This window comes from Thauera sp. WB-2 (assembly GCF_027594845.1).
Taxonomy (GTDB): Bacteria; Pseudomonadota; Gammaproteobacteria; order Burkholderiales; family Rhodocyclaceae; genus Thauera; species Thauera mechernichensis.
Map to the genome: position 1 here is coordinate 3,146,172 of NZ_CP088935.1, position 25,878 is coordinate 3,172,049.

Consider the following 25,878-nt stretch of genomic DNA (forward strand, 5'->3'; position numbering starts at 1 on the left):
GCGCCCCCCCTGACCCGGCGCCGCACATGGAGATGAGAGATGAAATATTTCATGTCATGAAAGCAAGCATGACGCACCGCGTCATGGCGACTAGAATCGGCCGGATATCACTTCTCGCCCCGCCAAGGGACTGCACTCGATGAACCAGGAAATCGAACTCAAGCTGACGCTGCCCAAACGGGCACTCGCAGCCCTTCGCCGCCACCCGCTGGTGAGTGAATGCGACAAGCTGGGCAATGCCGTCACCCTCGACAACACCTATTTCGACACCCCCGAACTAAGCCTCAAATCGCGTCGCGTGGCGGTCCGCATCCGGCGCCAGGGGCGACAGCTTCTGCAGACGGTGAAGTGCGCGGCAGTTTCCAGTGGCGGCCTGTCGCAGCGCCCCGAGTGGGAACAAGCCTATTCCGGGGCATTCGATTTTTCTGCGGTCGATGCCCCCGAGGCCGCAAAGCTGCTGCACCGCCACGGCGAAGCCCTGGTGCCCGTATTCACCACCCGCTTCCGCCGCGAGACCCGGCGCTATGCCCCGCGCCCGGGGCTGAGCATCCTGCTCATGATCGACACCGGCGATGTGCTGCTGAGCACTGCCGACGGTGAGCAACGCAGCACCCCTATCTGCGAACTGGAACTCGAGCTCGAGGAGGGGCGCGCCCAGGACTTGCTCGAGCTGGCGTGCACACTCGCGCAGGATATTCCCCTCATGCCTTCGGACATTTCCAAGGCCGAACGCGGCTACAGGCTGTTCCTCGGCACCCCGGTTGACGTGGTGCGTTCCGAACCCTCGCCGATCAGGTCCGGACAGAACGTGGTCGAAGCCTTCCGCTGCCTCGCCCAGTCCTGCGTACGCCAGTGGCAGGCCAACGCCGCCGCTGCACTGGCGCACCCGGACCCGGACAGCATCCACCCTGACTTCATCCACCAGCTGCGCGTCTCGCAGCGCCGCCTGCGCGCGCTGCTCAAGTCTTTCGCGCCGGCGCTGCCCACGGATTTCGTAGGCGAGTGGAACGCACGCCTGCGCGACAATGCCAGCCGCTTCGGCGATGCCCGCGACCTCGACGTGTTCTGCACCGAACTGCTCGACGCCGTCAGCGCCGAAGGTCTGGCCGATGCCGCTGCGCTCGCAGCCTTGCTGGAGAAGGCTCATCGCGCCCGCGACGAGGCACGCAGCAAGGCGTCCCACAGCCTCGACATGGCCACACAGGGACGCCTGCTGCTCGAGTTCAGCGCCGCGCTGATGCGCCTGCCCACCAACAGCCTTGCCATCGCAGCAGACCTGCGCACCTTCGCCCGGCTGCGCCTTGACCGCCTGCGCAAGCGCGCACGGCGCCAGTTCGAGGCGGCGTCGGCCCTTGTCCCGGAGCGTCTGCACGCGCTGCGCATCGGATTCAAGCAGTTGCGCTATGGGGTCGAGTTCTTCGGCCCGCTGTTCCAGGCCAAGACGATGGGGCGTTACCTCGAAGGCATGGTTCGGGCGCAAAGCACACTCGGCTTCCTGCAAGACGTCGACACCGCACATCAGCGCCTGCGTCTGTGGGCAGAGGAAACCCCGGCCACGGCCAGCGGCGCGGCCTTCGTACTGGGCTGGCACGCGTCCCGTTACGCACGCCTGCGCCGACGGGTGCTGCAGGACTGCGAGCCCCTGCTGTGGGGCAAGAAACCATGGTGAACGACACCTGCCCGGCGCGATGCTGCGCGCAACGGCATGACAAGCCGTCACGCCGCTGCAACATGCCTACGCAATGATGCCGACCCCACCATCCCGGAAGGAAGACATGGATCTCTTGCTGTGGCGTCACGCCGAAGCCGTGGACGGCAGCCCCGACCACACTCGGGAACTCACCGCGCGCGGTCACAAACAGGCGCGCAAGGTCGCTGCCTGGCTGGATGAGCACCGTCCAAAACAACTCAAGATCCTCGTCAGCCCCACCGTGCGCACCCGCCAGACGGCAACCGCTTTCACCGACAGCTTCCAGGTCGTGCCCAGCCTGGGGCCCGATGGCAACGTCGCCGACCTGCTCGCTGCCACGGGCTGGCCGGACGCGAGTGGCGCCGCACTGGTAGTCGGCCACCAACCGGCTCTAGGCCGCCTTGCCGCCTTGTTGCTGGCCGGGCAGGAGGCCGACTGGACGATCAAGAAAGGCGCGCTGTGGTGGTTCACCAACCGCGTCCGCGAGGGCGAAAGCCAGACCGTGCTGAGAGCGGTGATCCCGAGCGATTTCGCTTGACTGCAGCAGCGCCGGTGCCAGCCGACGCAAGTGTACGGCAAGGAGTGAATTCCTCACGGCACCCGCGGTCTGAAGGGTTCAGAATCGTACGACGCCGGAGCATGGCCGCCGCCTGCGCGGCCTGCGGGCGGACGCTTGTGCTTTGCCGCGCAATGCGTAAGATGCCGTCTTCGGCCCGGAACGGAACATGTTCGAACGCTTTTTGCCCTCTCGCGAAGCCATCACGCAAAGCCGCATGCTGCGCTGGCTGGGGCCGCGTATTCATGATCCGCTGCTGTGGCACATCAACCGCCGTGCAGTCGCACGCGGGGTGGCGATGGGGGTGTTCTTCGGCCTGATGATCCCGATCGCGCAGATTCCTGCGGCGGCCATCGCGTCGCTCGTCCTGCGCGGCAATCTCTGGATCGCCGCCGTCTCCACGCTGGTCAGCAACCCGCTCACTTACGGGCCCATCTACTATTTTGCCTACCGCCTCGGCGCAGGCGTCATCGGCACCCGTACGCCGCCCGACCTGACGCCCGAGGATGTCGAGGCGCCCATCCGCATGATCGACTCCCTGGCACAGGCATGGGCCTGGGTATCGGGCATCGGCCAGCCGCTACTGGTAGGCATGGTCATGATGGCAGTCACCGGCTCGCTCATCGCCTACTGGGGGGCGCAGCTGTTCTGGCGCTTCAAGGTCGTCAACAAATGGCGCCGCCTGCATCGCGAACGCCGGGCGCGCGCGGCATCTGCAGCCAGAAGGCCGCTTGGAAGCGCCTGAAGCGCGGCGTATCCTTACCAGCCCGGTCAACCGCAGAGCGAACAGCCCGATCATGGACGAGCCCATCCCCGACGGCACCCTCGCCACTATCGAGGGCGTGCGGCGCATCCACCACGACGGCTACTGGCTGAAGGTCTACGATCCGCCGGCTGATTCCCTGCAAGCCAAGAAGCAGCTCATCCAGGCCCTGACGCGGCGCCTGTTCAATCACGTCGAGCACGGCATCAACATCCCCGGCAAACGCCTGGACGACGCACGCCGCGCCTACGAAGCCGAGACCGAGCCCGCGCGCAAACGCGTCAAGGGGGCCATGTTCGCCGGCGCCCTGTTCAACCGCGCGACCGACATTTTCACCAAACTGGTCGAGTTGCAGGAACTCGGCATCGAAATCGACACCGACAACGCGCTCATGCGCGAGTGCGGGCTATGCCTGCAGGAAGCGCTGAACCTTGGACGCCTGGTACTGCATCGCAGCGGGGACGAGGGCATCGACGAGCTCTGGGGCGAGCCTTTCCGCGCGTTCTCGATCCCGGTGGAGGCTTTCTACGAAAGCCGTTACATCAAGATCGCGCAGGCCCTGCGCGAGATAGACCGCATCGCCACCGTCATGGCGGCCACCTTTGCCGGGTCGCCGCTTTTCCAGGGCATAGACCCCCTGGTGCTCGAATTTGCCCGCATCGCGAAGGTCAAATGCGAGACGCTGCGCACCGATCCGGACATCTTCGAGGTCTGGGCCGACTTCGTGGTCGCATCGGAGCGCCTCGGCGCCGTTGCCCCCTGTCTGTCGCCCACCTCCACGCCGGCAGAGCACCAGCTTGCCGCCGACGGCCTTCGCCTGATCCTGCAAGGGCGCAATCTGCTCACCGACATCACGCGGGCACGCGTGACGATGCCCAAGAGTGCGCGTGAGTACATCGAGCGCTGCGAGACCTACGCGGCACTCGCCCAGGCTGCAGCACGGCCCGCGCTGGCAGTGGTCGGCAGTCGCCCGCGCAAGCGCGGGCCGACCGCCCCGGCGGTGCTCAGACGATGATGCCGCCGCCCAGACAGACCTTCGACTCGTAGACGACCACACTCTGACCCGGCGTCAGCGCCCATTGCGGCTGGGCAAAGGCGATCTCGGCTCGACCATCAGCGATGCGGTCGATCTCGCAGGGCTGGTCGGGCGTGCGGTAACGGGGCTTGGCGGTATAGACCCAGTTCGTGTGAGGGTCGCGGCCGGCGATCCAGTTGAGATCGGTCGCGAGCAAACGCTCCCTGAGCAGCGCGGGATGCGCATGCCCCTGCACCACGTAGAGCACGTTCGCCTTGATGTCCTTGCTGGCGACGTACCAGGCATCGTGCTCGCCCGCCTCATCCTGGTTACCCTTGATGCCGCCGATGTGCAGCCCCTTGCGCTGGCCAATGGTGTGGTACATGAGGCCCTGGTGTTCTCCGAGCAGTCGACCATCGTCAAGCGCACGGATCTCGCCCGGCTGCGTAGGCAGATACCGCATCAGGAACTCGCGGAACGGGCGCTCGCCGATGAAGCAGATGCCAGTGGAGTCCTTCTTCGCCGCCACATGCAGCCCGGCCTGCTCGGCAATCCGGCGCACCTCTCGCTTGTAGAGCGTACCGAGCGGAAACAAGGTTCTTGCCAGTTGTGCCTGACCGAGGCGGTACAGGAAGTAGCTCTGGTCCTTGGTGCCATCCTCGGCCTTGAGCAGCTGGAACTCGGTACGCCCGTCGTTCGTCCACTCGCGCACCTGCGCGTAGTGCCCGGTTGCAATCCGATCCGCGCCCATCTGCATGGCATGATCGAGGAAGCAACGGAACTTGATCTCGGAGTTGCACAGCACGTCCGGATTGGGCGTGCGGCCCGCCTCGTACTCGCGCAGGAAGTCGGCGAACACGCGGTCCTTGTACTCCTTGCTGAAGTTCACGACTTCGAGCTCGATGCCGATCACGTCGCACACCGAAGCGACATCGACGAGATCCTGGCGACTCGAGCAGTACTCGGAGTCGTCGTCGTCCTCCCAGTTCTTCATGAACAGCCCGGTAACGTCATAACCCTGCTGCTTGAGCAACAGCGCCGTCACCGACGAATCCACCCCGCCAGACATGCCGACGACCACCTTCATCCCGTTCGGGTCCTTAATGGACATTCGGTCCGCCTCCCTTTAGCCATTCGTCGAGCGGCAGGACCACCGCCGGCTCGCCGTGATCGACGAACCATGCGTCGATCGCAAAACGTTCTCCGGCGACAGTCGCCGGTGCCTGTGCGTGCTCAGGCGCGACATCGTAGCGCGCTGCGCCATGCTCTGCAGCGGCGAGCATGGCAGGCTCGAGGGCGGGCGCATCCGCGGCCGGTTCTTGCGCCAGGACCTCGACCACCGCGCTGAAGTGCTGCAGGATGAAGCGCGTACGCCGTGCCGGCTCGAGCACGCGATGAAAGCGCAGCATGCCGCGCGCCTCTAGCAAGGCCAGCCAGCGCGTACTGGTGGTGGCGTGATCGATGCAGTCCATGCGTCCTTCCACGCCATCGTCCAGAAAGTTGCCGGCGCGGTCATTGCCGACCGGCGACTGCCGCGCCGCCAGCCGATACAGCTGTGCCAGTACCCTGCTCAACGCCTCCCGCTCGGCGGCGGCATCTGCCGACGCCTGCAGGACGTCATCTATCCACCACAGCGTGCTGGTGTCGACGCGTACGGCAGCCTGCTTGGCACAGCCGTAGTTGTGGCACACCATGACCACGGCCGGGGAATGGCGGACGCCTGCTGAATCGGCCCCGACCACCGGGACCATCCCCGCCAGCAGTCCGGCACACAGCAGCCCGGCCAGCTCCCTGCGGCCGAGCCCGCCCGCAAGCGAGATCCGTCGCACCACGCTCAGGATGCGCTGAGCAGCGCGAGCGGAAAGCGCCGGCCCGCAATCCAGTCTTCCACACACTGCAGGATCAGCGGGCTGCGGTGACGCGCCGTGCTTGCGCGCACCTCGTCGGCCGTCATCCACAGCGCACGCACGATTCCCTGATCCAGCGCCCGCCCCGCCTCCTCGCCCCCCAGCCGGCCACCGAACGCGAACCGCAGGTAGGTGATATCACCCTGCGGGCGCGTCCACTGGTAAATGCCGACGAGGTATTCGGGGGCAAAGCCCCACGCCGTCTCCTCCAGCGTTTCACGCACCGCGGCGTCGACCAGGGTCTCGCCTTCCTCGAGATGGCCCGCCGGCTGGTTCAGCCGCAGACCTTCATCGGTCTCCTCCTCGACCAGCAGGAAGCGGCCATCGCGCTCGACCACCGCGGCAACAGTGACGTTGGGTTTCCAGATGCGTTCCTTCACTTTCAGCTCCACGCCGGTGCAGCCCCGTATTCTACCGCGTGCGGCGGGCAACACCCACGACCGCCCGCCGCGACCCGCCTTTACGCTAGAATTGTCAGGCTTTGGCCCTTGCTCGGTTACATCGGGGCCCCACGACTACTCTCGAACACACTTAGAGGCGGAGATCTTCATCATGTCCATGGCTGACCGCGACGGTTTCATCTGGCAGGACGGCAAGCTCATTCCGTGGCGCGAGGCGACCACCCACGTGCTCACCCATTCCCTGCACTACGGTCTCGCCGTGTTCGAGGGCGTGCGCGCCTACAACACCGTCAAGGGCACCGCGATCTTCCGTCTTGCGGAGCACACCCAGCGCCTGATCAACTCCGGCAAGATCTACATGATGGACATCCCGTACTCGAAGGATGAGCTCATGGGGGCCCAGAAGGAGGTGGTGCGCGCGAACAAGCTCGAATCCTGCTACCTGCGTCCGATCGCCTACTATGGCTCGGAGAAGATGGGCATCTCCACCGTGGGCGCGACCGTGCATGTCGCCATCGCCGCCTGGCCCTGGGGCGCCTACCTCGGCGAGGAAGGCCTGGAGAAGGGCATCCGCGTGAAGACCTCGTCCTACACTCGCCACCACGTCAACTCGACGATGCCGCGTGCCAAGGTCGCCGCCACCTACCCGAACTCGATCCTCGCCAACCTCGAAGTGACCCGCATGGGCTATGACGAGGCGCTGCTGCTCGACAACCAGGGCTTCGTTGCCGAAGGGGCGGGCGAGAACCTCTTCATCATCAAGGATGGCAAGATCTACGAGCCGGAGATCGCCTCCGCGCTGACCGGCATCACCCGCGACTCGATCCACGCCATTGCCCGCGAGTTCGGCTACGACGTGACCACCAAGCGCATCACCCGTGACGACATCTACCTCGCCGACGAAGCCTTCTTCACCGGCACCGCAGCCGAGGTCACGCCCATCCGCGAACTCGACGATCGCAAGATCGGCGAAGGCAAGCGCGGCCCGCTCACCGAGAAGATCCAGGCTCGCTTCTTCGACGTCGTCAACGGCCGCGCGCCCGAATACGACCAGTGGCTGGCCTACGTCTGATTCCCTGCGAGAGGAAACACGTCATGGTTGAGAACACCGACAAGACCCAGGCCGTCGCGATCAGCGCCAAGGACCTGCCCCTGCACTGCCCGCCACCGGGCGCACCACTGTGGGCACGTCACCCGCGCGTCTTCCTGGACATCCTGAAGACGGGCGAAGCAGTTTGCCCGTACTGCAGCGCGCATTACGTCTTTGCCGGCGAGCGCCCCAAGGGTCACCACTGAACCCAGGCTGTCCGGCGTGGTCTGCCGGTTTGCCGAGTTGCATTCGACGGGGGCTTCGGCCCCCTTCGTCATTGCGCGTGCGCCGTGGCAGCTGAGTCCTTGACCACCTTCCGCATGATCGCCAACGCTGGGCTCATCACTCAATCGATCCGAACGTACCCGTGAGCAAACCTACCTTCACCACTGCGCTCGAAGCCGAGGCCGCCTTCTACCAGGCCCTCGCCCAGGGCGATCTCGACGCCTTGATGGCCGTCTGGTCCGAAGAAGAGGATGTCGTCTGCATCCATCCCGGCGGCCCGCGCATCGTCGGCCTTGCCGCCATCCGCGAGACCTGGCGCCAGATCCTGGCCGGCGGCAACCGGCTGCAGATCGAAGTCAGCCAGCCGGTCATCACCGCCAGCGCGGCGATGGCGATGCACTGCGTGTTCGAACAGGTTGCCCTCGAGAGCCGCGAGCAGCGCTCAGCCACGCTGGCCGTCACCAACGTGTTCACGCGCGGCGCCGACGGTTGGCACATGGTGCTACACCATGCTTCACCGGTGCCCGACCTGAGCGATTTCGGCGACCTCTCGCCGCGGGTCGTACATTGACGCCCTCCGCGATCGAACACTCCCCAGAAAGCCAGGCCGGCACCGCCCCTGCCGCAAGCGCCCCCTACCACAGCCCGTGGTGGCTGCCTGGCGGCCACCTGCAAACAATCTGGCCGCTGGCATGCAAGGCTCCGCTACCCCGCTATCGGCGCGAAGGCATAAGCACACCCGATGGCGACTTCATCGAGCTCGACTGGGCAGCGAGGCCGACGGCTGCGGCATCGGCGCCGTTGCTGGTCCTGTTCCACGGACTTGAGGGCTCGAGCCACTCGCACTACGCACGCACGCTGATGGGCGCTGCAGCACAGGCAGGATGGCGCGCGGTGGTGCCGCACTTTCGCGGCTGCGGCGGCGCGCCCAACCGCCTCGCCCGTGCCTACCACTCCGGAGACAGCGCCGAGATCGACTGGATCCTGCGCCACCTCAAGCGCGCTGCTGGCAGCGCGCCGATGCTGGCCGTCGGCGTATCGCTCGGCGGCAATGCCCTGCTGAAGTGGCTCGGCGAACGCGAACACGAAAGCTGCGAACTCGTCGCCGCCTGTGCAGCGATCTGCGCCCCCCTCGACCTGAGCATCTCCGGAAAGGCCCTCGGGAGCGGCTTCAACCGCGTCTATGCCAGGCACTTCCTGGCCACGCTCCGGCGCAAGGCGCTGGCCAAATGCGCGGCCCACCCGGGCGCGTTCGACGCTGCACGGATCGCAGGCGCGCGATCCCTGGAAGCCTTCGATGACGCCTACACCGCCCCCGCCCATGGCTTTGCCGGCGTCGGCGACTACTGGCGACGCGCCTCGGCACGCCCCTGGCTGGGCGGGATCCGTGTGCCGACACTGCTCCTGAACGCGGCCAACGACCCCTTCGTTCCTGCGCCTGCGCTACCGCGGCCAGCAGAGCTGTCGGCGGCGATTTGCCAGGAGCTGCCCGCCGGCGGGGGCCACGTCGGCTTTCTCGCCCCACCCTGGCCAGGCACGCAGGACTGGCTTGCGCATCGGATCATCACCTGGCTCACCCGCCACGCGGGGCCACACCCCGCTCAGTCGTAGGTCTGCGCGTCTGCGAGCAAAGAACCGCGCGCATCCTTGTCCGACAGCACCGGAGGCGACGGCAACGGCCACTCGATGCCGATGTCGGGATCGTTCCAGGCAATGCAGCGCTCGTGCTGCGGCGCATAGTAGTCGGTGGTCTTGTAGAGGAAGTCAGCGGACTCGCTGAGCACCAGAAAGCCGTGCCCGAAGCCCGGCGGCACCCAGAGTTGGTGGTGGTTGTGCTCGGACAGCTCGACGCCGACCCACTGGCCGAAGCGCGGCGAACTGCGGCGCAGGTCCACGGCGACGTCGAACACGCGGCCACGCACGACGCGAACAAGCTTGCCCTGCGGCTGTAGCAACTGGTAATGCAAGCCGCGCAGCACCCCTTGGGCGGACCGCGAATGGTTGTCCTGCACGAAATCGACGTCGAGACCGGTCAGCTCAGCGAACTGGCGGGCATTGTAGCTCTCGAGGAAAAAGCCGCGCTCGTCGCCAAACACGCGGGGTTCGAGCAGCAGGACCTCGGGAAGTGCGCATCGACTGACCTTCATCAGAACACCTTATCCTCGAGCAGACGCAGCAGATACTGGCCGTAGCCGCTCTTGGCGAGCGGCGCCGCGAGCGCACCAAGTTGCTCGTCATCGACCCAGCCCGCACGCCACGCAATCTCCTCGGGACATGCGATCTTCAGGCCCTGGCGCTTTTCGATGGTCTGGATGAACATCCCTGCCTCGAGCAGGCTTTCATGCGTGCCGGTGTCCAGCCAGGCGTGGCCACGCCCCATTACCTGCACGTCGAGCTCGCCCCATTCGAGGTAGGCGCGGTTGAGATCGGTAATCTCGAGTTCGCCACGCGGACTTGGCTTGAGGCCGCGCGCGATATCGACCGCGCGTTCGTCGTAGAAGTACAGCCCGGTGACCGCGTAACGGCTCTTGGGCCGCGCCGGCTTCTCCTCCAGGCTGATCGCGCGCCCGGCGGCGTCGAACTCGACCACACCATAGCGCTCGGGATCCTGCACCGGATAGGCGAACACCGTTGCACCCGCAGTTGCGCAACTTGCTGCGCGCAACTCGGCCGCCAGGTCATGACCGTAGAACAGGTTGTCGCCCAGCACCAGCGCCGAGGGCGCGCCCGCGAGAAAGTCCTCGCCGATCAGGAAGGCCTGGGCCAGCCCGTCGGGACTGGGCTGCACAGCGTAGCTCAACTGCACGCCCCATCGGCTACCGTCACCCAGCAACTGCTCGAAGCGCGGCGTGTCCTGCGGCGTGGAGATGAGCAGGATGTCGCGAATGCCCGCCAGCATCAGCGTGCTGAGCGGGTAATAGACCATAGGTTTGTCATAGACCGGAAGCAGCTGCTTGGAGACGGCAAGCGTGGCCGGATGGAGACGGGTGCCGGAGCCCCCGGCGAGAATGATGCCCTTGCGAGTCGTCATGGCGCGATTACGGTCCTGTTGATGGCGGCCAAACTGGCGTTGCAGCATTGTAGACGCCAGCGCGCCGACATAGAATGTCGGTTTTGCCACCCGTCATTACAGCATTCGCCTACCGGACCGATTCATGACCTACGCCCTGCCCGCCCCAGAGATCTTCAAGGCCTACGACATCCGCGGCATCGTCGACACCGTGCTCACCCCCGACGCCGTGCGCGCAATCGGCCATGCACTCGGTTCCGAGGCCGCAGTCCGCGGCCAGAAGGCGATCGCGATTGGTCGCGACGGACGCCTGTCCGGCCCGGCGCTGGCAGGCGCGCTCGGCGAGGGCATCCGCGCCGCCGGCATCGATGTCATCGACATCGGTTGCGTACCCACTCCACTCACCTACTTCGCCGCCTATCAACTCGGCTGCGACTCCTGCGTATCGGTCACCGGCAGCCACAACCCACCGGACTATAACGGCCTGAAGATGGTACTCGGCGGCCAGACGCTGTTCGGCGAACTGATCCAGGCCCTGCGCCGTCGCATCGCGGAGAACGATCTGGTGCACGGTGACGGCGAACTCCGCCACGCCAGCGTGGATGCTGCCTATCTCGAACGTATCGTCGGCGACGTCAAGCTCGCGCGACCGATGAAGATCGTCCTCGACTGCGGCAACGGTGTGGCCGGCGGCATCGCCCCGGAGCTCTTCCGCCGCCTGGGCTGCGAAGTCATCGAGCTGTTCTGCGAAGTCGACGGCAACTTCCCCAACCACCACCCCGACCCTTCCAAGCCCGAGAACCTGCAGGACGTCATCCGCGTGCTGCGCGAGACCGACGCCGAACTCGGACTCGCCTTCGACGGTGACGGCGATCGCCTCGGCGTGGTGACCAAGGATGGCGAGATCATCTTCCCCGACCGCCAGCTCATGCTGTTCGCCGAAGACGTGCTCTCCCGCGTACCGGGCGCCGAGATCATCTACGACGTCAAGTGCACGCGCAACCTCGCCACCTGGATCCGTGCGCGCGGCGGCAAGCCGACGATGTGGAACACCGGCCACGCGCTGGTCAAGGCCAAGCTCAAGGAAACCGGCGCCCCACTGGCCGGCGAGATGAGCGGCCACATGTTCTTCAAGGAGCGCTGGTTCGGCTTCGATGACGGCCTGTATTCAGGCGCCCGTCTGCTCGAGATCCTGTCGGCCCGCGCAGATGCCAACGCCACACTGAAGGCGCTGCCCGATGCGGTCAGCACACCGGAACTCAACATCAAGATGAAGGAGGGCGAGCCCTTCGAGCTCGTCCGCCGCCTCCAGCAGGCCGCACTCGCTACGCCCTCGTGCTTTGCTGACGCAAACGAAGTGATCACCCTCGATGGCGTGCGAGTCGAGTTCGCACGCGGCTTTGGCCTTGCGCGCGCCTCCAACACCACGCCGGTGGTGGTGTTGCGCTTCGAAGCCGACGACGCTGCTGCGCTGACCGCCATCCAGAGCGCGTTCAGGCACGCCATCGACGCCGCCTGGCCGGGACTGGCGCTCCCCTTCTGAGGCACGCACGGCAATGGCACAGGGCGCGCAAACGCCCCCGTACCGAGCCGTGCCACTTTCTCGCGCTTGAACCGGTATGAGCTGAGGATACGAATGAAAACAGCCGTGGCAAACGACAAGGATGTCGAACTGGCACTCAAGGGGGTGAGGATTCCGTCCTGCCCGGATATCCTCATGCAGTTGATGACGGAACTGCGCGACCCCGGAGTCAGCGGCAAGCAGATTTCCACCCTCATCGGCAGGGACGTGGGGCTGGCGGCAGCGGTCGTGCGATCGGCCAATTCGCCCCTCTTCGGTGCGGCGCGCAAGCTCGACTCGATCGACGACGCGATTCGCATGCTCGGTTTCGGCTCCCTGACCAACATCGTGCAGGAAGCCATGCTGCGCAACGCGATCCCGGACAGCAGCGCCACCCTCGAGCGCTTCTGGGACAACTCGCGCTACACCGCTGCGGCCAGCGCCCTGCTCGCGCGCCGCACCGGCGCCGTTCGGGCTGAAACAGCCTATACCTTCGGCCTGTTCCACGACTGCGGCATCCCGCTGCTGGTCAAGCGCTTTCCCGACTACAAGCGCATCCTGGGCGTCGCCAACCAGACGACCGACCGCTGGTTCACCGCCGTCGAGGACGAAGCCTTCAACACCAACCACGCCACGATCGGCTACATCCTTGCCCGCTCCTGGGGCCTGAGCGAAGCGATCACCCAGGCGATCCTGTGCCACCATGACTACTCGGTGCTCGCCGGCGACTCCGGACTCGACCACGAAGCGCGTGCGCTGATCGCGATCAACGTGATCGGCGAGTACGTGGCCGGCACCCACCTGCGCACCCGGCAGGATGCCGAGTGGGACAAGGGCCGCGATGCTGTGGCCTGCTTCCTCGGCATGCCGCTGACGGACATCGAGGACCTCGCCGAGGACGTCCTGCTGGCGCTCGAGAGCCAGCGCAGCGCCGAGACCGCCTGAGCGTCTTGCGCTGCAGGCAGCGTGCCTCACCCGACCGGCGAGCGAGGCACGCCGCCTAGGCCGGATCCAGCTTGGCGACACCGAGCAGCAACCACTTCACACCCGCAGGCCCGAAGTTGATCTGCACCTTGGCATCGGCACCGCTACCCTCCGCGGCAACGATGACCCCCTGGCCGAACTTCGCATGATTGACAGCCTGACCAATGCGCAGACCGTTAGGCAGCGTAGCGAATGAAGGCCGCGGCGCCCGCGCCACCTGCGCCTTGGCCGACGGCTTGAAATAGCCGCCCCCCATGCCGCCAGACGCGCCGCCTTGCACGGAACGCGCGCTTGGCGGCGTCAGCCACTTGGTCAGCTCCGCCGGAATCTCCTCCAGGAAGCGCGAACGCAGGTTGTAGCGCGTCTGCCCGTGCAACATGCGACTTTGGGCAAAGCTCAGGTACAAGCGCTCACGCGCCCGCGTGACGGCCACGTACATCAGCCGGCGCTCCTCTTCCAGGCCATCGGTCTCGAGGATGCTGTTCTCGTGCGGAAACAGCCCCTCCTCCAAGCCGGACAGGAAGACGACATTGAATTCCAGCCCCTTGGCCGAATGCACCGTCATCAGCTGTACGGCATCAGCCCCCTGGTCAGCCTGGTGGTCACCCGCCTCGAGCGAGGCATGGGCCAGGAAGTCGGCCAACAGCGCATGCGCCTGGGCGAGCGCATCGCCTGCGCCCGCTTGAGCCTGCGACTCAGCGAGGAAATTGGCCGCAGCGTTGATCAACTCGTCGAGGTTCTCCAGGCGCTCTCGCCCCTCCTTGTCAGCCTTGTAGTGAGCACGCAGACCACTCATGTCGAGCACGTGATCGACCAGCTCCGGCAGCGGCAAACCCGCAGTGTCGCGACGCAAGTCCTCGATCAAGCGCACGAACTGGGCGAGCGAAGTGCCTGGCTTGCCGGTCAGATGCGGCACGGTGGCATACAGACTGGTGCTGTAGACGCGCGCGGCGTCGGTCAATACCTCGAGCGAACGCGCGCCAATGCCGCGGGTAGGAAAATTCACCACGCGTGCGAATGAAGTGTCGTCGTCGGCGTTGGCGATCAGGCGCAGGTAGGCGAGCGCGTGCTTGATCTCCTGGCGCTCGAAGAAGCGCAGACCGCCATACACGCGATAGGGAATCGCGGCCGAGAACAGCTGGTGCTCCAGCACCCGCGACTGCGCATTCGAGCGATACAACAGCGCGATCTCGCTGCGCAATGCACCGTCACGCACCAGGGACTGAATCTCCTCGACAACCCAGCGCGCCTCATCACCGTCCGAGTAGGCCTCGAACACGCGGATCGGCTCGCCGGCCCCCTGGTCGGTCCACAGATTCTTCCCCAGACGGTTGCTGTTGTGGCGGATGATCGCGTTGGCAGCATCCAGGATATTGCTGTGCGAGCGATAGTTCTGCTCCAGGCGGATCACGTTGTGCACGCGGAACTCGCGCTCGAAGTCACGCATGTTGCCGACCTCGGCGCCACGGAAGCGGTAGATGCTCTGGTCGTCGTCGCCGACGCAGAACATCGCAGCACCGCCTTCGCGGCCTTCGTCGGCGAAAAGCTTCAACCAGCGATACTGCAGGCGGTTGGTGTCCTGGAATTCGTCGACAAGAATGTGGCGGAAACGGCGCTGGTAATGGCGGCGCAGTGGCTCATTGCGCTCGAGCAACTCATAGCTGCGCAAGAGCAACTCCGCAAAATCCACAACAGACTCGCGCTGGCACTGTGACTCATACTCCTGGTACAGCTGAACGCGCTGGCGGGTGTAGTCGTCCCAGGCCTCCACCGCGTGCGGCCGGTTGCCTGCTTCCTTCTGACCATTGATGAAATGCTGCAACTCACGCGGCGGGAACTTCTCGTCGTCGACGTTGAGCGTCTTCAACAGACGCTTGATGGCGGCGAGCTGATCCCCCGAATCGAGGATCTGGAAAAGTTGAGGTAGCCCGGCATCCCGGTGGTGCGCTCGCAACAAGCGGTTGGCCAGGCCGTGAAAGGTACCGATCCACATGCCACGCGTACTGACCGGCAACATCGCGGACAGACGGGCAAGCATTTCCTTGGCGGCTTTGTTGGTGAATGTAACAGCAAGAATGCCGGCGGGATCGACCTGGCCGGACTGGACGAGCCATGCGATGCGAGTCGTGAGCACCCGGGTCTTGCCTGAGCCTGCACCGGCAAGGATGAGCGCGTGCTGAGGCGGCAGGCTCACAGCCTGCAGTTGTTCGGTATTCAAGTTGTCTAGGAGCGTGGACATCGTGGTTCCTCTGCAAGCCGGCATTGTATCGGCGACACCCGGGCGTTGCCCGGAAGCTGCCGCGAAGATGGATGTTGCGCCGCAACAACAGCACCTTTGCACAGCGTTCCTTTTGCGCTAGATTTGAATTGTGCATTGCAACAAACGGCTGGCGTACCGTGGAACTTTTCACAGACGTCAGCGCCTAATTTGCGCACAATCAAGGAAAACTACAGGACTGCCCTGCATATTGCACCACAGCATACGAAGCGTGGTGGCGAGCCCAGAAGGCAGGCCATGATTTTTCGAGCCCTACCCGGCCCGACAGGAGAACTGACATGAAGACCCCGAAACTACTGCCCTGGTACGCACGCAAGGCCGGCGTCCCCCTGGAGCGAGCCGAAGCCCTCTGGCGCAAGGCCGTGCGCGAAGCGACCAGCGAAACCGGCTGGGTTGGCAACGCCGAATACTGGGGTGCGGCGATGGATCACTTCCAGCGCCTGCTCAAGGAAGAGCGCAATACCCTGTGCGCACCGCAGATGCTGCCCTACGTCCGTAGCCAGAACCGCATGTGGCGCCTGCCGCTACTGGCCATGGAGGACATGATTTCGGCCGTGCATGCAAACTGGCAGCGCAATCATGCTGCCTCCAGCGGCAAGAACGCCTGCCGCGTGGCCTGAGCGCACCGCTAGCCCTCCAGGCCACCCCGGCCTCACCGTCTCCCTCCCTCCTTAAATGGAGTTCGGCACTCTGCCCCTCGGGCAGAGTGCCTTTTTTCGAACCGACCGTGCCCCGTACAGCGGCTTGCAGCGCTCGCACCTTGGCTTGGACTCCGCGCTAACGCGCCCTTCAAGGTATACTGGCGTGTTTTCAACGCCCTGAAGCCCGCACGCACGCTCATGCAGGACAAATACCAGCCCGCCGCCGTCGAAACGGCCGCCCAGCAGCACTGGGACTCCACCGACGCCTTCCGTGTGACCGAGGACACCAGCCGTCCGAAGTACTACTGCCTGTCGATGTTCCCCTACCCCTCGGGCAAGCTGCACATGGGGCACGTGCGCAACTACACCATCGGTGACGTGCTCGCGCGCTTCCACCGCATGAAGGGCTTCAACGTGCTGCAGCCGATGGGCTGGGACGCCTTCGGCATGCCGGCCGAGAACGCCGCGATCCAGAACAACGTGCCGCCGGCAAAGTGGACCTACGCCAACATCGAGTACATGAAGGCGCAACTCAAGCGCCTCGGCTTCGCCATCGACTGGTCGCGCGAGCTCGCCACCTGCACCCCCGAGTATTACCGCTGGGAGCAGTGGCTGTTCACCCGCCTGTTCGAGAAGGGCCTGATCTACAAGCGCCTCGGCACGGTGAACTGGGACCCGGTCGACGAAACCGTACTCGCCAACGAACAGGTCATCGACGGCCGCGGCTGGCGCTCGGGCGCGCTGGTCGAGAAGCGCGAGATCCCCATGTACTACATGAAGATCACCGCCTACGCCGACGAACTGCTGTCCGCGCTCGACGACCTGCCGAACTGGCCCGAACAGGTCAAGCTGATGCAGAAGAACTGGATCGGCCGCTCTGAAGGCGTGGAGATCAGCTTCCCCTTTGATGTCTCCAGCATCGGCCACGAAGGCACACTGAAGGTGTTCACCACCCGTGCCGATACCCTGATGGGCGCGACCTATGTCGCCGTGGCAGCCGAGCACCCGCTCGCCACTCAAGCCGCCACCAGCAACCCGGCACTCGCCGAGTTCATCGAGGAATGCAAGCGCGGCGGCGTCGCCGAAGCCGACATCGCCACGATGGAGAAGAAAGGCATGGCCACCGGCCTGAAGGTGCGCCACCCGCTCACCGACGAGCCGCTCGAAGTCTGGGTCGCCAACTACGTGCTGATGGGCTACGGCGAAGGTGCGGTGATGGCAGTGCCAGCGCACGACGAGCGCGACTTTGCGTTCGCCACCAAGTACGCCCTGCCGATCCGCATGGTAGTGGGCTCGGACGCCTACACCGACACGGTCGCCCCGTGGCAGGACGCCTACGCCGAGTACGGCCGCCTGGTGAATTCGGGCAAATACGACGGCCTGGACTTCCAGGGCGCGGTCGATGCGATCGCCGCCGACCTCGCCGCCAAGGGCCTGGGCGCCAAGCGCGTACAGTACCGCCTGCGCGACTGGGGCATCTCGCGCCAGCGCTACTGGGGCTGCCCGATCCCGATGATCCACTGCGCCGACTGCGGCGACGTGCCGGTGCCGGACGAGCAACTGCCGGTGGTGCTGCCCGAGAACGTCGAGATCACCGGTCGCGGCTCTCCGCTGGCCAAGATGCCCGAATTCTACGAATGCGCCTGCCCCAAGTGCGGCAAGCCGGCCAAGCGCGAAACCGACACCATGGACACCTTCGTCGAGTCGTCCTGGTACTTCCTGCGCTACGCCTGCGCCAACAGCACGACCGCGATGGTGGACGAGCGCGTCAACTACTGGGCGCCGGTCGACCAGTACATCGGCGGCATCGAGCACGCCATCCTGCACCTGCTTTACTCGCGCTTCTTCACCCGCGCGATGCGCGACTGCGGTCTGGTCAATGTCTCCGAGCCCTTCAGCGCCCTGCTCACCCAGGGCATGGTGGTGGCGGAGACCTATTACCGCGAGCTCGACGGCGGCAAGAAGCAGTGGATCAACCCGGCCGACGTAGTGGTCGAGCGTGACGAGCGCGGCCGCATCGTCGCCGCCAAGCTCGACTCCGACGGTCTGCCGGTGGTCATCGGCGGCACCGAGAAGATGTCGAAGTCGAAGAACAACGGCGTCGACCCGCAATCGCTGGTGGACCAGTACGGCGCCGACACCGCGCGCCTGTTCATCATCTTCGCTGCCCCGCCCGACCAGCAGCTCGAATGGTCCGACTCCGGCGTCGAGGGCGCCTCGCGCTTCCTGCGCCGGGTATGGAACTACGGCCACGCCTTTGCCAGCGAGACGCGCGCCGCGCTGCCGGCCGAGCGCAAGCTCGCGGCCAACGCGCTCCCCGCTACAGCCGCTGATGTACGTCGCGAGATCCACATCCATCTCAAGCAGGCGAGTTACGACTTCGGCAAGCACCAGTTCAACACCGTGGTGTCCGCCGCGATGAAGATCCTCAACGCGCTCGAGAAGGCGCACAAGGACCTGGCCGCCGGCGAGCCGGCCGCGCATGCCGAGGTCGCTGAGGAAGGCTTCTCCATCCTGCTGCGTCTGCTGTCGCCGATCACGCCGCACATCTGCCATGCACTGTGGCAGGACTGCGGCTTCGGCAGCGACATCCTCGTCGCGAACTGGCCGGAGGTCAGCGCCGAGGCACTCAAGCAGGACGAGATCGAGCTCATGGTTCAGGTCAATGGCAAGCTGCGCGGCAGCATCAAGGTTGCCGCAGACGCTGCCAGGGCCGACATCGAGGCGCAAGCGCTGGCCTCGGAAGCTGCACAGAAGTTCATGGAAGGCAGGCCGGCGAAGAAGGTTGTCGTCGTGCCCGGCCGCCTGATCAACATCGTCGCCTGACGGAACACGCCCATGCAGATCCGCCGCCCAGCAGCAGCCACTGCCCCTCAGGCGAACGCCCAGCACTGCGCGCACAAGCGCCGCAGTCTGCTGCTGGGCGCCTGCGGCATCGTCGCACTTGCAGCATCCGGCTGCGGATTCCGCTTGCGTGGCCCTCAAGCGCTCGGCGTGTCGACGCTGCATGTCAATGCGCCGGCGCAAACCGAGCTTGGCGCCCAGTTGCGTCGCCTCATCGCCACGACCGGCACCACCACCGTCGTAGACGACGCCGAACAGGCGTCGGCGCGGCTGCAGATCCTTGCAAACAACCGCGGCCGCGAGATCCTCAGCCTGACCGGGGCCGGCAAGGTCCGTGAATACCAGCTCACGCAAAGCCTGCGCTTCCAGATGATCGACCGCGAAGGCCGCAGCCTGGTACCGCCGACAACCCTGTCGGCGCGCCGCGAATACACGTTCGACGACTCGCAGGCCCTGGGCAAGGAGCAGGAGGAGGCGCTGCTTTATCGGGACATGCAGGCCGACCTCCTGCAGCAGCTCATGCGCCGCCTGGCTGCCGCCAACCCGGCAGGCTGAAGCGCCCGAACGAGGCGCGTCGCGCGTGAACATCCGGCCCGACCAGCTCGCCGCCAGTCTCGCCAAGCCGCTCGCGCCGCTCTGGCTGCTGCACGGCAACGAGCCCCTTCTGGTCATCGAAGCCGCCGATGCGATCCGCGCCGCGGCGCGCACGCAAGGCTACGACGAGCGCGAAACACTCGTTGTCGGCCAGGGCTTCAAGTGGGATGCGCTGACCCTTGCCGCCGGCAACATGTCGCTGTTCGGGGGCGCCAAGCTGATCGACCTGCGCATTCCTACCGGCAAGCCGGGGCGCGAGGGTGGCGACGCCCTGCAGCGCTACGTGGCCGATCTGCCCGCACAAACCCTTACCCTGATCACCCTGCCCGAAGTCGACTGGGCGACACGCAAGACGGCCTGGTTCAAGGCCCTCTCCGAATCGGCAGCCACGCTGGAGCTCAACGCCCCCGAGCGCGAACGCCTGCCCGAATGGGTCGGCCGCCGGCTCGCTGCGCAGCAGCAGTCGGCAACCCCCGAGGCGCTGGCCTTCATTGCAGAGCATGTCGAAGGCAACTTGCTCGCGGCCCATCAGGAGATCCTCAAGCTCGGTCTGCTGCACGGTGCAGGCAGCTTGAGCCTGGAGCAAGTGCAGGACGCGGTGCTGAACGTCGCCCGCTACGACATCGACAAGCTGCGTCTGGCAGTGGTCGAGGGTGATCCGGCACGCTGCGCCCGGCTGCTCGAAGGGCTCAAGGGCGAAGGCGCCGCAGCGCCGCTGGTGCTGTGGGCACTCGCCAACGAGACGCGCACCCTCGCCAGCCTGTGCGCCGCACGCGACACCGGCCAGGCGCTGCCCGCCGTATTCAAGGCCGAGCGCATCTTCGAACCACGCCGCCAGCAGGCCCTGGGCCGGGCGCTGGGTCGCCTCAGCCAGGGTGGGCTGCGCGCTGCGCTGATGCATGCCGCTCGTATCGACCGCATGATCAAGGGCCTCGCCAGCGGCGACGTGTGGGACGAATTCCTCCAGCTTGCACTGCGCCTCGCGGGTCGACACTGAGTCCCGCCGGGGTTCATGCGCGCGCCATTCGGTGCTTTAATGCGCGCTTGCCCTGCGGCAACCGACATTGCCGCAACCATCGCCGACGAAGAGCCCCAAATGGATATCCAGCACTACATGCAGACTCTGGGCCGCCAGGCCCGCGCCGCTTCGCGCGTGCTCGCCGCCGCCTCCACTGAAGCCAAGAACGCCGCCCTGCTGGCGATGGCCACCGAGATCCGCGCCCGTCGCGCCGAACTCCTGGCCGCCAACGCACAAGACCTCGCCGAGGCACGCGTCGCGGGTCTGGAGCCGGCACTGATCGATCGCCTGACCCTGAACGACAAGGGCGTCGAAGCCATGGCAGTCGGCCTCGAGCAGGTCGCTGCCCTGGCCGACCCGGTGGGCGAGATGACCGACATCAAGCGTCGCCCCTCGGGCATCCAACTCGGCAAGATGCGGGTCCCCCTGGGCGTCATCGGCATCATCTACGAGGCCCGCCCCAACGTCACCGCGGACGCTGCTGCGCTGTGCCTGAAGTCGGGCAACGCGGCGATCCTGCGTGGCGGCAAGGAAGCTATCAACGCCAACCGCGCCATCGCAGCCTGCGTGCGTGCGGGCCTCATCCAGGCCGGCCTGCCCGAGCACGCGGTACAGGTGGTGGAAACCACCGACCGTGAGGCTGTGGGCGCGCTCATCGCGATGCCCGAGTTCGTCGACGTGATCGTTCCGCGCGGCGGCAAAGGCCTGATCGAGCGCATTGCCAGGGACGCCCGCGTGCCGGTGATCAAGCACCTCGACGGCAACTGCCACGTCTATATCGACGACGAGGCCGACCCCGCGAAGGTCGTGCCGATCGTGGAAAACGCCAAGACCCAGCGCTACGGCACCTGCAATACCGCCGAGTCCCTGCTCGTCGCGCGCGACGTCGCCGACATCTACCTGCCGGAAATCGGCCGCATGCTCGCAGCCAAGGGCGTCGAGATGCGCTGCTGCGCCGAGTCGCTCGCCCTGCTGACGGAAGCGGGCGTCGATGCCGGCAAGCTCGTCGCCGCCACCGAAGCCGACTGGCGCGAGGAATACCTCGCCCCGATCATCGCGGTGAAGGTGGTCGACGGACTGGAGGCGGCGATCGCCCACATCAATACCTACAGCTCCGGCCATACCGAGGCCATCGTCACCGAGAACTACAGCCACGCAATGCGCTTCCTGCGCGAGGTGGACTCGTCGTCCGTGATGGTCAATGCCTCCACGCGCTTCGCCGATGGCTTCGAGTACGGGCTGGGTGCGGAGATCGGCATCTCCACCGACAAGATCCACGCCCGCGGCCCGGTAGGTCTCGAGGGCCTGACAAGCCAGAAGTGGATCGTATTCGGCAACGGCGAGATCCGGCGCTGAGCAGCTGCGCCGTGGCCGGACACGCAGGGACAATGGTGAAGCACACGTTCGAGGCGGGGGCGCAGGACCTTGCCGCCGACCTGGATGCCGTCATCGCCCTGCCCTTCGGCCCCTTCGGCATCCGCTGTGATGACGGCGCCGTGCGCGAACTGGTGTTCCTGCCGCCCGGCACCGCCCTCGTGACGCCACGAACAGCGATCGCAGGCGCCGCAGCACACGCGCTACGGGCCTGGATCGACGACCCCGAGCTCCCCTTCCCGGTCCCCCTGGCCGACCATGGGACGCCCTTTCGCCGCCGCGTATGGGCAGAGATCAGCGCGATCCCACGCGGCCAGACCCGCAGCTATGGTGAGCTTGCCGCCCGCCTCGGCAGCGCCCCGCGGGCCGTCGGCCAAGCCTGCGGCGCCAACCCCTTCCCACTCGTCGTGCCCTGTCACCGTGTGACCTCGGCCACCGGGCTGGGTGGATTCGCAAACGCCCGCGGCGGCTGGCTGCTCGACGTCAAACGCTGGCTGCTCGCATTCGAAGGCGCCCGGTGAGCGGGCGCACACCGGCGGTGGAAGCCGGCCTGCTGCCCGAGCACCGACGCGAACTCGACCGCTTCGTCGACGCGCTGTGGCTCGAACACGGCCTTGCCGCCAACACGCTTGCCGGTTATCGCAGCGACCTCGCTCGCTTCGCCGCCTGGCTCGAAGTCCGTGGCCAGCGCCTTCCCGCAGCCGGCCCGCCCGAACTCACCGCCTACATCGGCGAGTTCAGCCGTGGCGCCCGCCCTGCCAGCCAACGCAGGCTGCTGGCATCCTGCCGGCGCTATTACCGGATGCTGCTCATCAACCGGGAGATCGCCGAGGATCCCACCCTGCTGCTCGACTCGCCACTGGCCGCCGAACGCTTTCCACGGACCTTGAGCGAAGCCCAGGTTGAAGCCCTGCTTGCGGCGCCCGACGACGGCAATCCGCAGGGTGTGCGCGACCGCTGCATGCTCGAGGTGCTCTACGCTGCGGGCCTGCGCGTGTCGGAACTGGTTGGACTCAAGGTCTTCGCAGTCGGCCTCAATGACGGCGTGCTGCGCATCATGGGCAAGGGCAGCAAGGAACGCCTGGTGCCGATGGGCGAGCTTGCCGCAGACTGGCTCCGGCGCTACCTGCTCGAAGCACGGCCAGCACTTCTTGCCGGACGCAGTTGCGACGAGGTCTTCGTGACACGCCTCGGTAGCGGAATGACGCGCCAGATGTTCTGGCGAATCATCAAGCAGTACGCCGTGCATGCAGGCATTCCCAGCGAGCGAATCTCACCGCATACCCTACGCCATGCCTTCGCAACGCACCTGCTCAACCACGGCGCCGACCTGCGTGTGGTGCAGCTATTGCTCGGGCACGCCGACATTTCGACGACGCAGATCTACACACACGTCGCACGGGAGCGCCTGAAGCAATTGCATTCAAAACATCACCCACGTGCCTGAGCAAGGCGCGGCGGAATACAATCAGGGTAACAGCGCAAATATTTGCAACCCGATCCCGAGCAGACGAGTCCGACCATGCATAAACCAGACACCCGCGCACCCGAGACGCCGGCAACCCGGTTCCTGCGCCAGCACGGCATCGCATTCTCGAGCCACCTTTACGAATACGAAGAGCACGGCGGGACCGCCGTATCCTCGCGTGAACTCAATGTGAGCGAACATGCAGTGGTGAAAACCCTCGTCATGGAGGATGAAAACGCCCAACCGCTGATCGTACTGATGCATGGCGATCGCAAGGTATCCACCAAGGAACTCGCGCGCCAGATTCCATGCAAGCATGTCGAAACCTGCAAACCCGAAACCGCCAACCGACACACGGGTTTTCTCGTCGGCGGCACGTCGCCGTTCGGTACTCGCAAGACAATGCCCATTTACATGGAACGCACCATTCTCGATCTACCGCTCGTCTATATCAATGGCGGACGCCGCGGCTTCCTCGTTGGCATTCATCCGCACGACCTGTTGCGCGTGCTCAAGCCGGTGCTGGTGCAGGTTGCAAACTGAGCGGATTGACCCAGTCGACCACGTTGTGAAATCCCTCAAGCAATCCCATGTTGGCAATTTCAATTCGCTTCGGTAAATGGCACAATTCGAATTGCACGTGAATCACTCAATGAAGCACAGCCAGAACTGAGCGCCAGTATTTCTCAGCGCTCAATTCAAGGGCCTCGATTCACCATTGAACATACCCGGAGACCTCATGGACCTATCCACCTACACCCTGCCCGAGCTGCGCAAACTCCAAGCAAAGATCGAGGCCGAAATCCGTCGCCGCAGCGATACGACGCGCCGCACCTTGCTCAAGCGCATGCAGAAAATGGCAGCAGACGAAGGTCTGACGCTGGGTGATCTGCTCGAAGCTGCTCCTGCCCCCGCCGCCGAAACCAAACCGGCAGCCAAGCGCGCGGCACGCGGCACGGCCAAGAAGGCCAAGCCAGCTCCCGTGGTCAAGTACCGCAATCCTGCCAACCCGGAACAAGGGTGGAGCGGGCGCGGGCGCAAGCCGCAATGGGCCCTTGACTGGATCGCCCAAGGCAAGCCGCTTGAAGAACTCGCCGCCTGACGCTTCTCCAGCTCAAGCGGCACAGGCCGCAAGCGTCAATCTGAAGAATGCCGTGATCGCCTGGTCAACACGTCCAGGCCATTACGGCATTTTCACGCAGGCCATGCACTGCGTTCACTCAGCGCTCATATCCGGGCGCCATCAACAGCGCCCTTCAATAGCCGCCATGCAATGACGCCATTGCCGCACAGCGGCGAATCAGGGCATTGCTGAGGATTCAGGCGGTCGGCGGCACGACGACGCCATCGCGGCTGCGCTGAATGAACACCCCGACGCGCCTCACGTCCTTCATCACCCCGATCTTGGCCAGTTTGAGCTTGACCCAAGGAGCGCGAAACTCGTCGAACAGCAGATTCACGATGAACTCACCGAGGCTCTCAATAAGATTGAAATGACGCTCCGCGAGCTCCTGCCGGATACGGGCAGTGACAACCGCATAATCAATCGTGTCGGCAATGTCATCATGCGCTGTCGCGGCCTCCGGAACGCCGAAAGTAAGATTGAGCTCGACAACCTGAGGCCCTGTCTTCTCGCGCTCGTAGATCCCGACCCAGGCCTTGACGCGCAACTCTTCGATGAAGATGAAATCCATGCTGCTTCCCGTTTAGAATCCCTGCAATTCTAGCCTGCCCCCATGTCGGACGGCCGGACCGCATCGCATTTGCCGCCCCGAAGCGCCCACGCGGCGCTCATCCGCCCCCACCAAGGCGGGCGCCCTGTCGTCGCCCATCCGAGGAATCATGATGTCGCTCCTGTTGCTGATCGTCGCAGCCTACCTGCTCGGTTCGATCCCGTTTGCCATCGTCACCAGCAAGCTATTCGGCCTGCAGGATCCTCGCCAGTATGGCTCGGGCAATCCAGGAGCCACCAACGTGCTACGCAGCGGCAACAAGGCTGCGGCCGCACTGACGCTGCTCGGAGACAGCCTTAAAGGCTGGTTTGCGGTATGGCTGGCGATGCGGCTTGGCTTTGAGCCGGGCGAAGCTGCCCTTGCCGGGCTCGCGGCCTTTCTCGGCCATGTGTTCACGATCTTCCTGCGCTTCAATGGCGGCAAAGGCGTCGCCACTGCGCTCGGCGTACTGGCCGGCGTTGACGCCCGGATTGCCATCTTCAGTGCCATCATCTGGCTGATGATCGCCTACACGACGCGCTACTCCTCGGCCGCGGCACTCGCGGCCGCAATCGCGGCGCCGCTGGCCAGCCTGCATTTCGTCGGACCAGGCATGGCGACGGGGGTACTGGCGGCAATGTCGGCGATGCTCATCTGGCGTCACAAGGAAAACATCGCCCGCCTGCGCGCGGGTACCGAAGGCCGCATCGGCGGCAAAAAAAAGGACGCGGGCAACGCAAACTGAAC

At 65.5% G+C, this 25,878-nt stretch carries 27 protein-coding genes; 20 read left to right on the forward strand and 7 right to left on the reverse strand.

Annotated features, from left to right (window positions below; translation table 11 throughout):
• Positions 1-139: 139 nt before the first annotated feature.
• The 4 genes from LQF09_RS14400 to LQF09_RS14415 all read left to right on the forward strand — a co-directional run bounded on the left by LQF09_RS14400 (position 140) and on the right by LQF09_RS14415 (position 4,024).
• Positions 140-1,669 carry a CYTH and CHAD domain-containing protein gene (locus tag LQF09_RS14400; RefSeq protein ID WP_270068292.1) on the forward strand — a complete coding sequence of 510 codons (1,530 nt, stop codon included), beginning with the start codon at positions 140-142 and terminating at the stop codon, positions 1,667-1,669.
• 106 nt (positions 1,670-1,775) lie between these two features.
• Complete coding sequence (locus LQF09_RS14405) at positions 1,776-2,228, forward strand: SixA phosphatase family protein (protein WP_002938286.1); 453 nt, start codon at positions 1,776-1,778, stop codon at positions 2,226-2,228.
• 187 nt (positions 2,229-2,415) lie between these two features.
• Complete coding sequence (locus LQF09_RS14410) at positions 2,416-2,991, forward strand: DUF2062 domain-containing protein (protein WP_002924588.1); 576 nt, start codon at positions 2,416-2,418, stop codon at positions 2,989-2,991.
• Between the two features lie 52 nt (positions 2,992-3,043).
• Positions 3,044-4,024: a hypothetical protein gene (locus LQF09_RS14415; protein ID WP_002924592.1), complete on the forward strand. Its 981-nt coding sequence runs from the start codon at positions 3,044-3,046 to the stop codon at positions 4,022-4,024.
• Here LQF09_RS14415 and mnmA read toward each other — a convergent pair.
• The 3 genes from mnmA to LQF09_RS14430 all read right to left on the reverse strand — a co-directional run bounded on the left by mnmA (position 4,014) and on the right by LQF09_RS14430 (position 6,311).
• Positions 4,014-5,111, reverse strand: a complete 1,098-nt coding sequence (gene mnmA, locus LQF09_RS14420; protein ID WP_002924594.1) for a tRNA 2-thiouridine(34) synthase MnmA — start codon at positions 5,109-5,111, stop codon at positions 4,014-4,016. The two genes, LQF09_RS14415 and mnmA, sit on opposite strands and share 11 nt — an antisense overlap.
• Positions 5,112-5,124: 13 nt before the next feature.
• The gene (locus LQF09_RS14425; RefSeq protein ID WP_443081783.1) at positions 5,125-5,775 is read right to left on the reverse strand and encodes a hypothetical protein; all 651 of its coding nucleotides are present in this window, start codon (positions 5,773-5,775) and stop codon (positions 5,125-5,127) included.
• 83 nt (positions 5,776-5,858) lie between these two features.
• Positions 5,859-6,311 (reverse strand): NUDIX hydrolase, encoded by a 453-nt coding sequence (locus tag LQF09_RS14430; protein WP_002924598.1) that lies wholly within the window; start codon positions 6,309-6,311, stop codon positions 5,859-5,861.
• 172 nt (positions 6,312-6,483) lie between these two features.
• Here LQF09_RS14430 and LQF09_RS14435 point away from each other — a divergent pair, with 172 nt between their 5' ends.
• From LQF09_RS14435 to LQF09_RS14450, 4 genes are all read left to right on the forward strand, one after another.
• On the forward strand, positions 6,484-7,404 hold the full coding sequence (locus tag LQF09_RS14435; protein WP_270068294.1) for a branched-chain amino acid transaminase: 921 nt from the start codon (positions 6,484-6,486) through the stop codon (positions 7,402-7,404).
• 23 nt (positions 7,405-7,427) lie between these two features.
• The gene (locus LQF09_RS14440; RefSeq protein WP_002924602.1) at positions 7,428-7,628 is read left to right on the forward strand and encodes a zinc-finger domain-containing protein; all 201 of its coding nucleotides are present in this window, start codon (positions 7,428-7,430) and stop codon (positions 7,626-7,628) included.
• A 161-nt stretch (positions 7,629-7,789) separates the two neighbouring features.
• Complete coding sequence (locus tag LQF09_RS14445) at positions 7,790-8,218, forward strand: YybH family protein (RefSeq protein WP_002938306.1); 429 nt, start codon at positions 7,790-7,792, stop codon at positions 8,216-8,218.
• Entirely contained in the window at positions 8,215-9,258 is a 1,044-nt protein-coding gene (locus LQF09_RS14450; RefSeq protein ID WP_270068295.1) for a hydrolase, read from the forward strand. The genes LQF09_RS14445 and LQF09_RS14450 overlap by 4 nt, the downstream gene beginning before the upstream one ends.
• On the opposite strand, the gene rfbC is transcribed toward LQF09_RS14450, so the two are convergent.
• Entirely contained in the window at positions 9,249-9,794 is a 546-nt protein-coding gene (gene rfbC, locus LQF09_RS14455; protein WP_002924608.1) for a dTDP-4-dehydrorhamnose 3,5-epimerase, read from the reverse strand. The genes LQF09_RS14450 and rfbC overlap by 10 nt on opposite strands.
• The gene (gene rfbA, locus LQF09_RS14460) at positions 9,794-10,678 is read right to left on the reverse strand and encodes a glucose-1-phosphate thymidylyltransferase RfbA (protein ID WP_002924609.1); all 885 of its coding nucleotides are present in this window, start codon (positions 10,676-10,678) and stop codon (positions 9,794-9,796) included. The genes rfbC and rfbA overlap by 1 nt, the downstream gene beginning before the upstream one ends.
• Positions 10,679-10,802: 124 nt before the next feature.
• Between rfbA and LQF09_RS14465 the strand changes: the two genes are divergently transcribed.
• On the forward strand, positions 10,803-12,200 hold the full coding sequence (locus LQF09_RS14465; RefSeq protein ID WP_002924611.1) for a phosphomannomutase/phosphoglucomutase: 1,398 nt from the start codon (positions 10,803-10,805) through the stop codon (positions 12,198-12,200).
• 93 nt (positions 12,201-12,293) lie between these two features.
• Positions 12,294-13,163 carry an HDOD domain-containing protein gene (locus LQF09_RS14470; RefSeq protein WP_002924612.1) on the forward strand — a complete coding sequence of 290 codons (870 nt, stop codon included), beginning with the start codon at positions 12,294-12,296 and terminating at the stop codon, positions 13,161-13,163.
• A 55-nt stretch (positions 13,164-13,218) separates the two neighbouring features.
• Here the strand turns inward: LQF09_RS14470 and LQF09_RS14475 are convergent, their stop codons facing one another.
• Positions 13,219-15,441, reverse strand: a complete 2,223-nt coding sequence (locus LQF09_RS14475; protein WP_270068296.1) for a UvrD-helicase domain-containing protein — start codon at positions 15,439-15,441, stop codon at positions 13,219-13,221.
• Between the two features lie 317 nt (positions 15,442-15,758).
• Between LQF09_RS14475 and LQF09_RS14480 the strand changes: the two genes are divergently transcribed.
• From LQF09_RS14480 to LQF09_RS14520, 9 genes are all read left to right on the forward strand, one after another.
• Positions 15,759-16,100 (forward strand): hypothetical protein, encoded by a 342-nt coding sequence (locus LQF09_RS14480; RefSeq protein WP_002924614.1) that lies wholly within the window; start codon positions 15,759-15,761, stop codon positions 16,098-16,100.
• A 219-nt stretch (positions 16,101-16,319) separates the two neighbouring features.
• Complete coding sequence (leuS, locus tag LQF09_RS14485) at positions 16,320-18,947, forward strand: leucine--tRNA ligase (RefSeq protein ID WP_270068297.1); 2,628 nt, start codon at positions 16,320-16,322, stop codon at positions 18,945-18,947.
• 12 nt (positions 18,948-18,959) lie between these two features.
• Complete coding sequence (locus LQF09_RS14490) at positions 18,960-19,520, forward strand: LPS-assembly lipoprotein LptE (RefSeq protein WP_002924617.1); 561 nt, start codon at positions 18,960-18,962, stop codon at positions 19,518-19,520.
• Between the two features lie 25 nt (positions 19,521-19,545).
• Complete coding sequence (gene holA / locus LQF09_RS14495; RefSeq protein WP_002924619.1) at positions 19,546-20,556, forward strand: DNA polymerase III subunit delta; 1,011 nt, start codon at positions 19,546-19,548, stop codon at positions 20,554-20,556.
• Positions 20,557-20,655: 99 nt separating this feature from the next.
• Positions 20,656-21,933, forward strand: a complete 1,278-nt coding sequence (locus LQF09_RS14500; protein ID WP_002924622.1) for a glutamate-5-semialdehyde dehydrogenase — start codon at positions 20,656-20,658, stop codon at positions 21,931-21,933.
• 32 nt (positions 21,934-21,965) lie between these two features.
• Positions 21,966-22,472 (forward strand): methylated-DNA--[protein]-cysteine S-methyltransferase, encoded by a 507-nt coding sequence (locus LQF09_RS14505; protein WP_002924629.1) that lies wholly within the window; start codon positions 21,966-21,968, stop codon positions 22,470-22,472.
• The gene (gene xerD / locus LQF09_RS14510) at positions 22,469-23,398 is read left to right on the forward strand and encodes a site-specific tyrosine recombinase XerD (RefSeq protein ID WP_002924631.1); all 930 of its coding nucleotides are present in this window, start codon (positions 22,469-22,471) and stop codon (positions 23,396-23,398) included. The genes LQF09_RS14505 and xerD overlap by 4 nt, the downstream gene beginning before the upstream one ends.
• A 75-nt stretch (positions 23,399-23,473) precedes the next feature.
• Positions 23,474-23,962 carry a Cys-tRNA(Pro) deacylase gene (ybaK, locus tag LQF09_RS14515; RefSeq protein WP_002924635.1) on the forward strand — a complete coding sequence of 163 codons (489 nt, stop codon included), beginning with the start codon at positions 23,474-23,476 and terminating at the stop codon, positions 23,960-23,962.
• 196 nt (positions 23,963-24,158) lie between these two features.
• The gene (locus LQF09_RS14520; RefSeq protein WP_002924637.1) at positions 24,159-24,521 is read left to right on the forward strand and encodes an H-NS histone family protein; all 363 of its coding nucleotides are present in this window, start codon (positions 24,159-24,161) and stop codon (positions 24,519-24,521) included.
• 217 nt (positions 24,522-24,738) lie between these two features.
• Here the strand turns inward: LQF09_RS14520 and LQF09_RS14525 are convergent, their stop codons facing one another.
• A complete protein-coding gene (locus LQF09_RS14525; RefSeq protein WP_002924639.1) occupies positions 24,739-25,113 on the reverse strand; it encodes a dihydroneopterin aldolase in 375 nt (124 codons plus the stop codon).
• Between the two features lie 151 nt (positions 25,114-25,264).
• On the opposite strand from LQF09_RS14525, the gene plsY reads away from it, so the two are divergent.
• Entirely contained in the window at positions 25,265-25,876 is a 612-nt protein-coding gene (gene plsY / locus LQF09_RS14530) for a glycerol-3-phosphate 1-O-acyltransferase PlsY (RefSeq protein ID WP_198291757.1), read from the forward strand.
• The last annotated feature ends 2 nt before the right edge of the window (positions 25,877-25,878 follow it).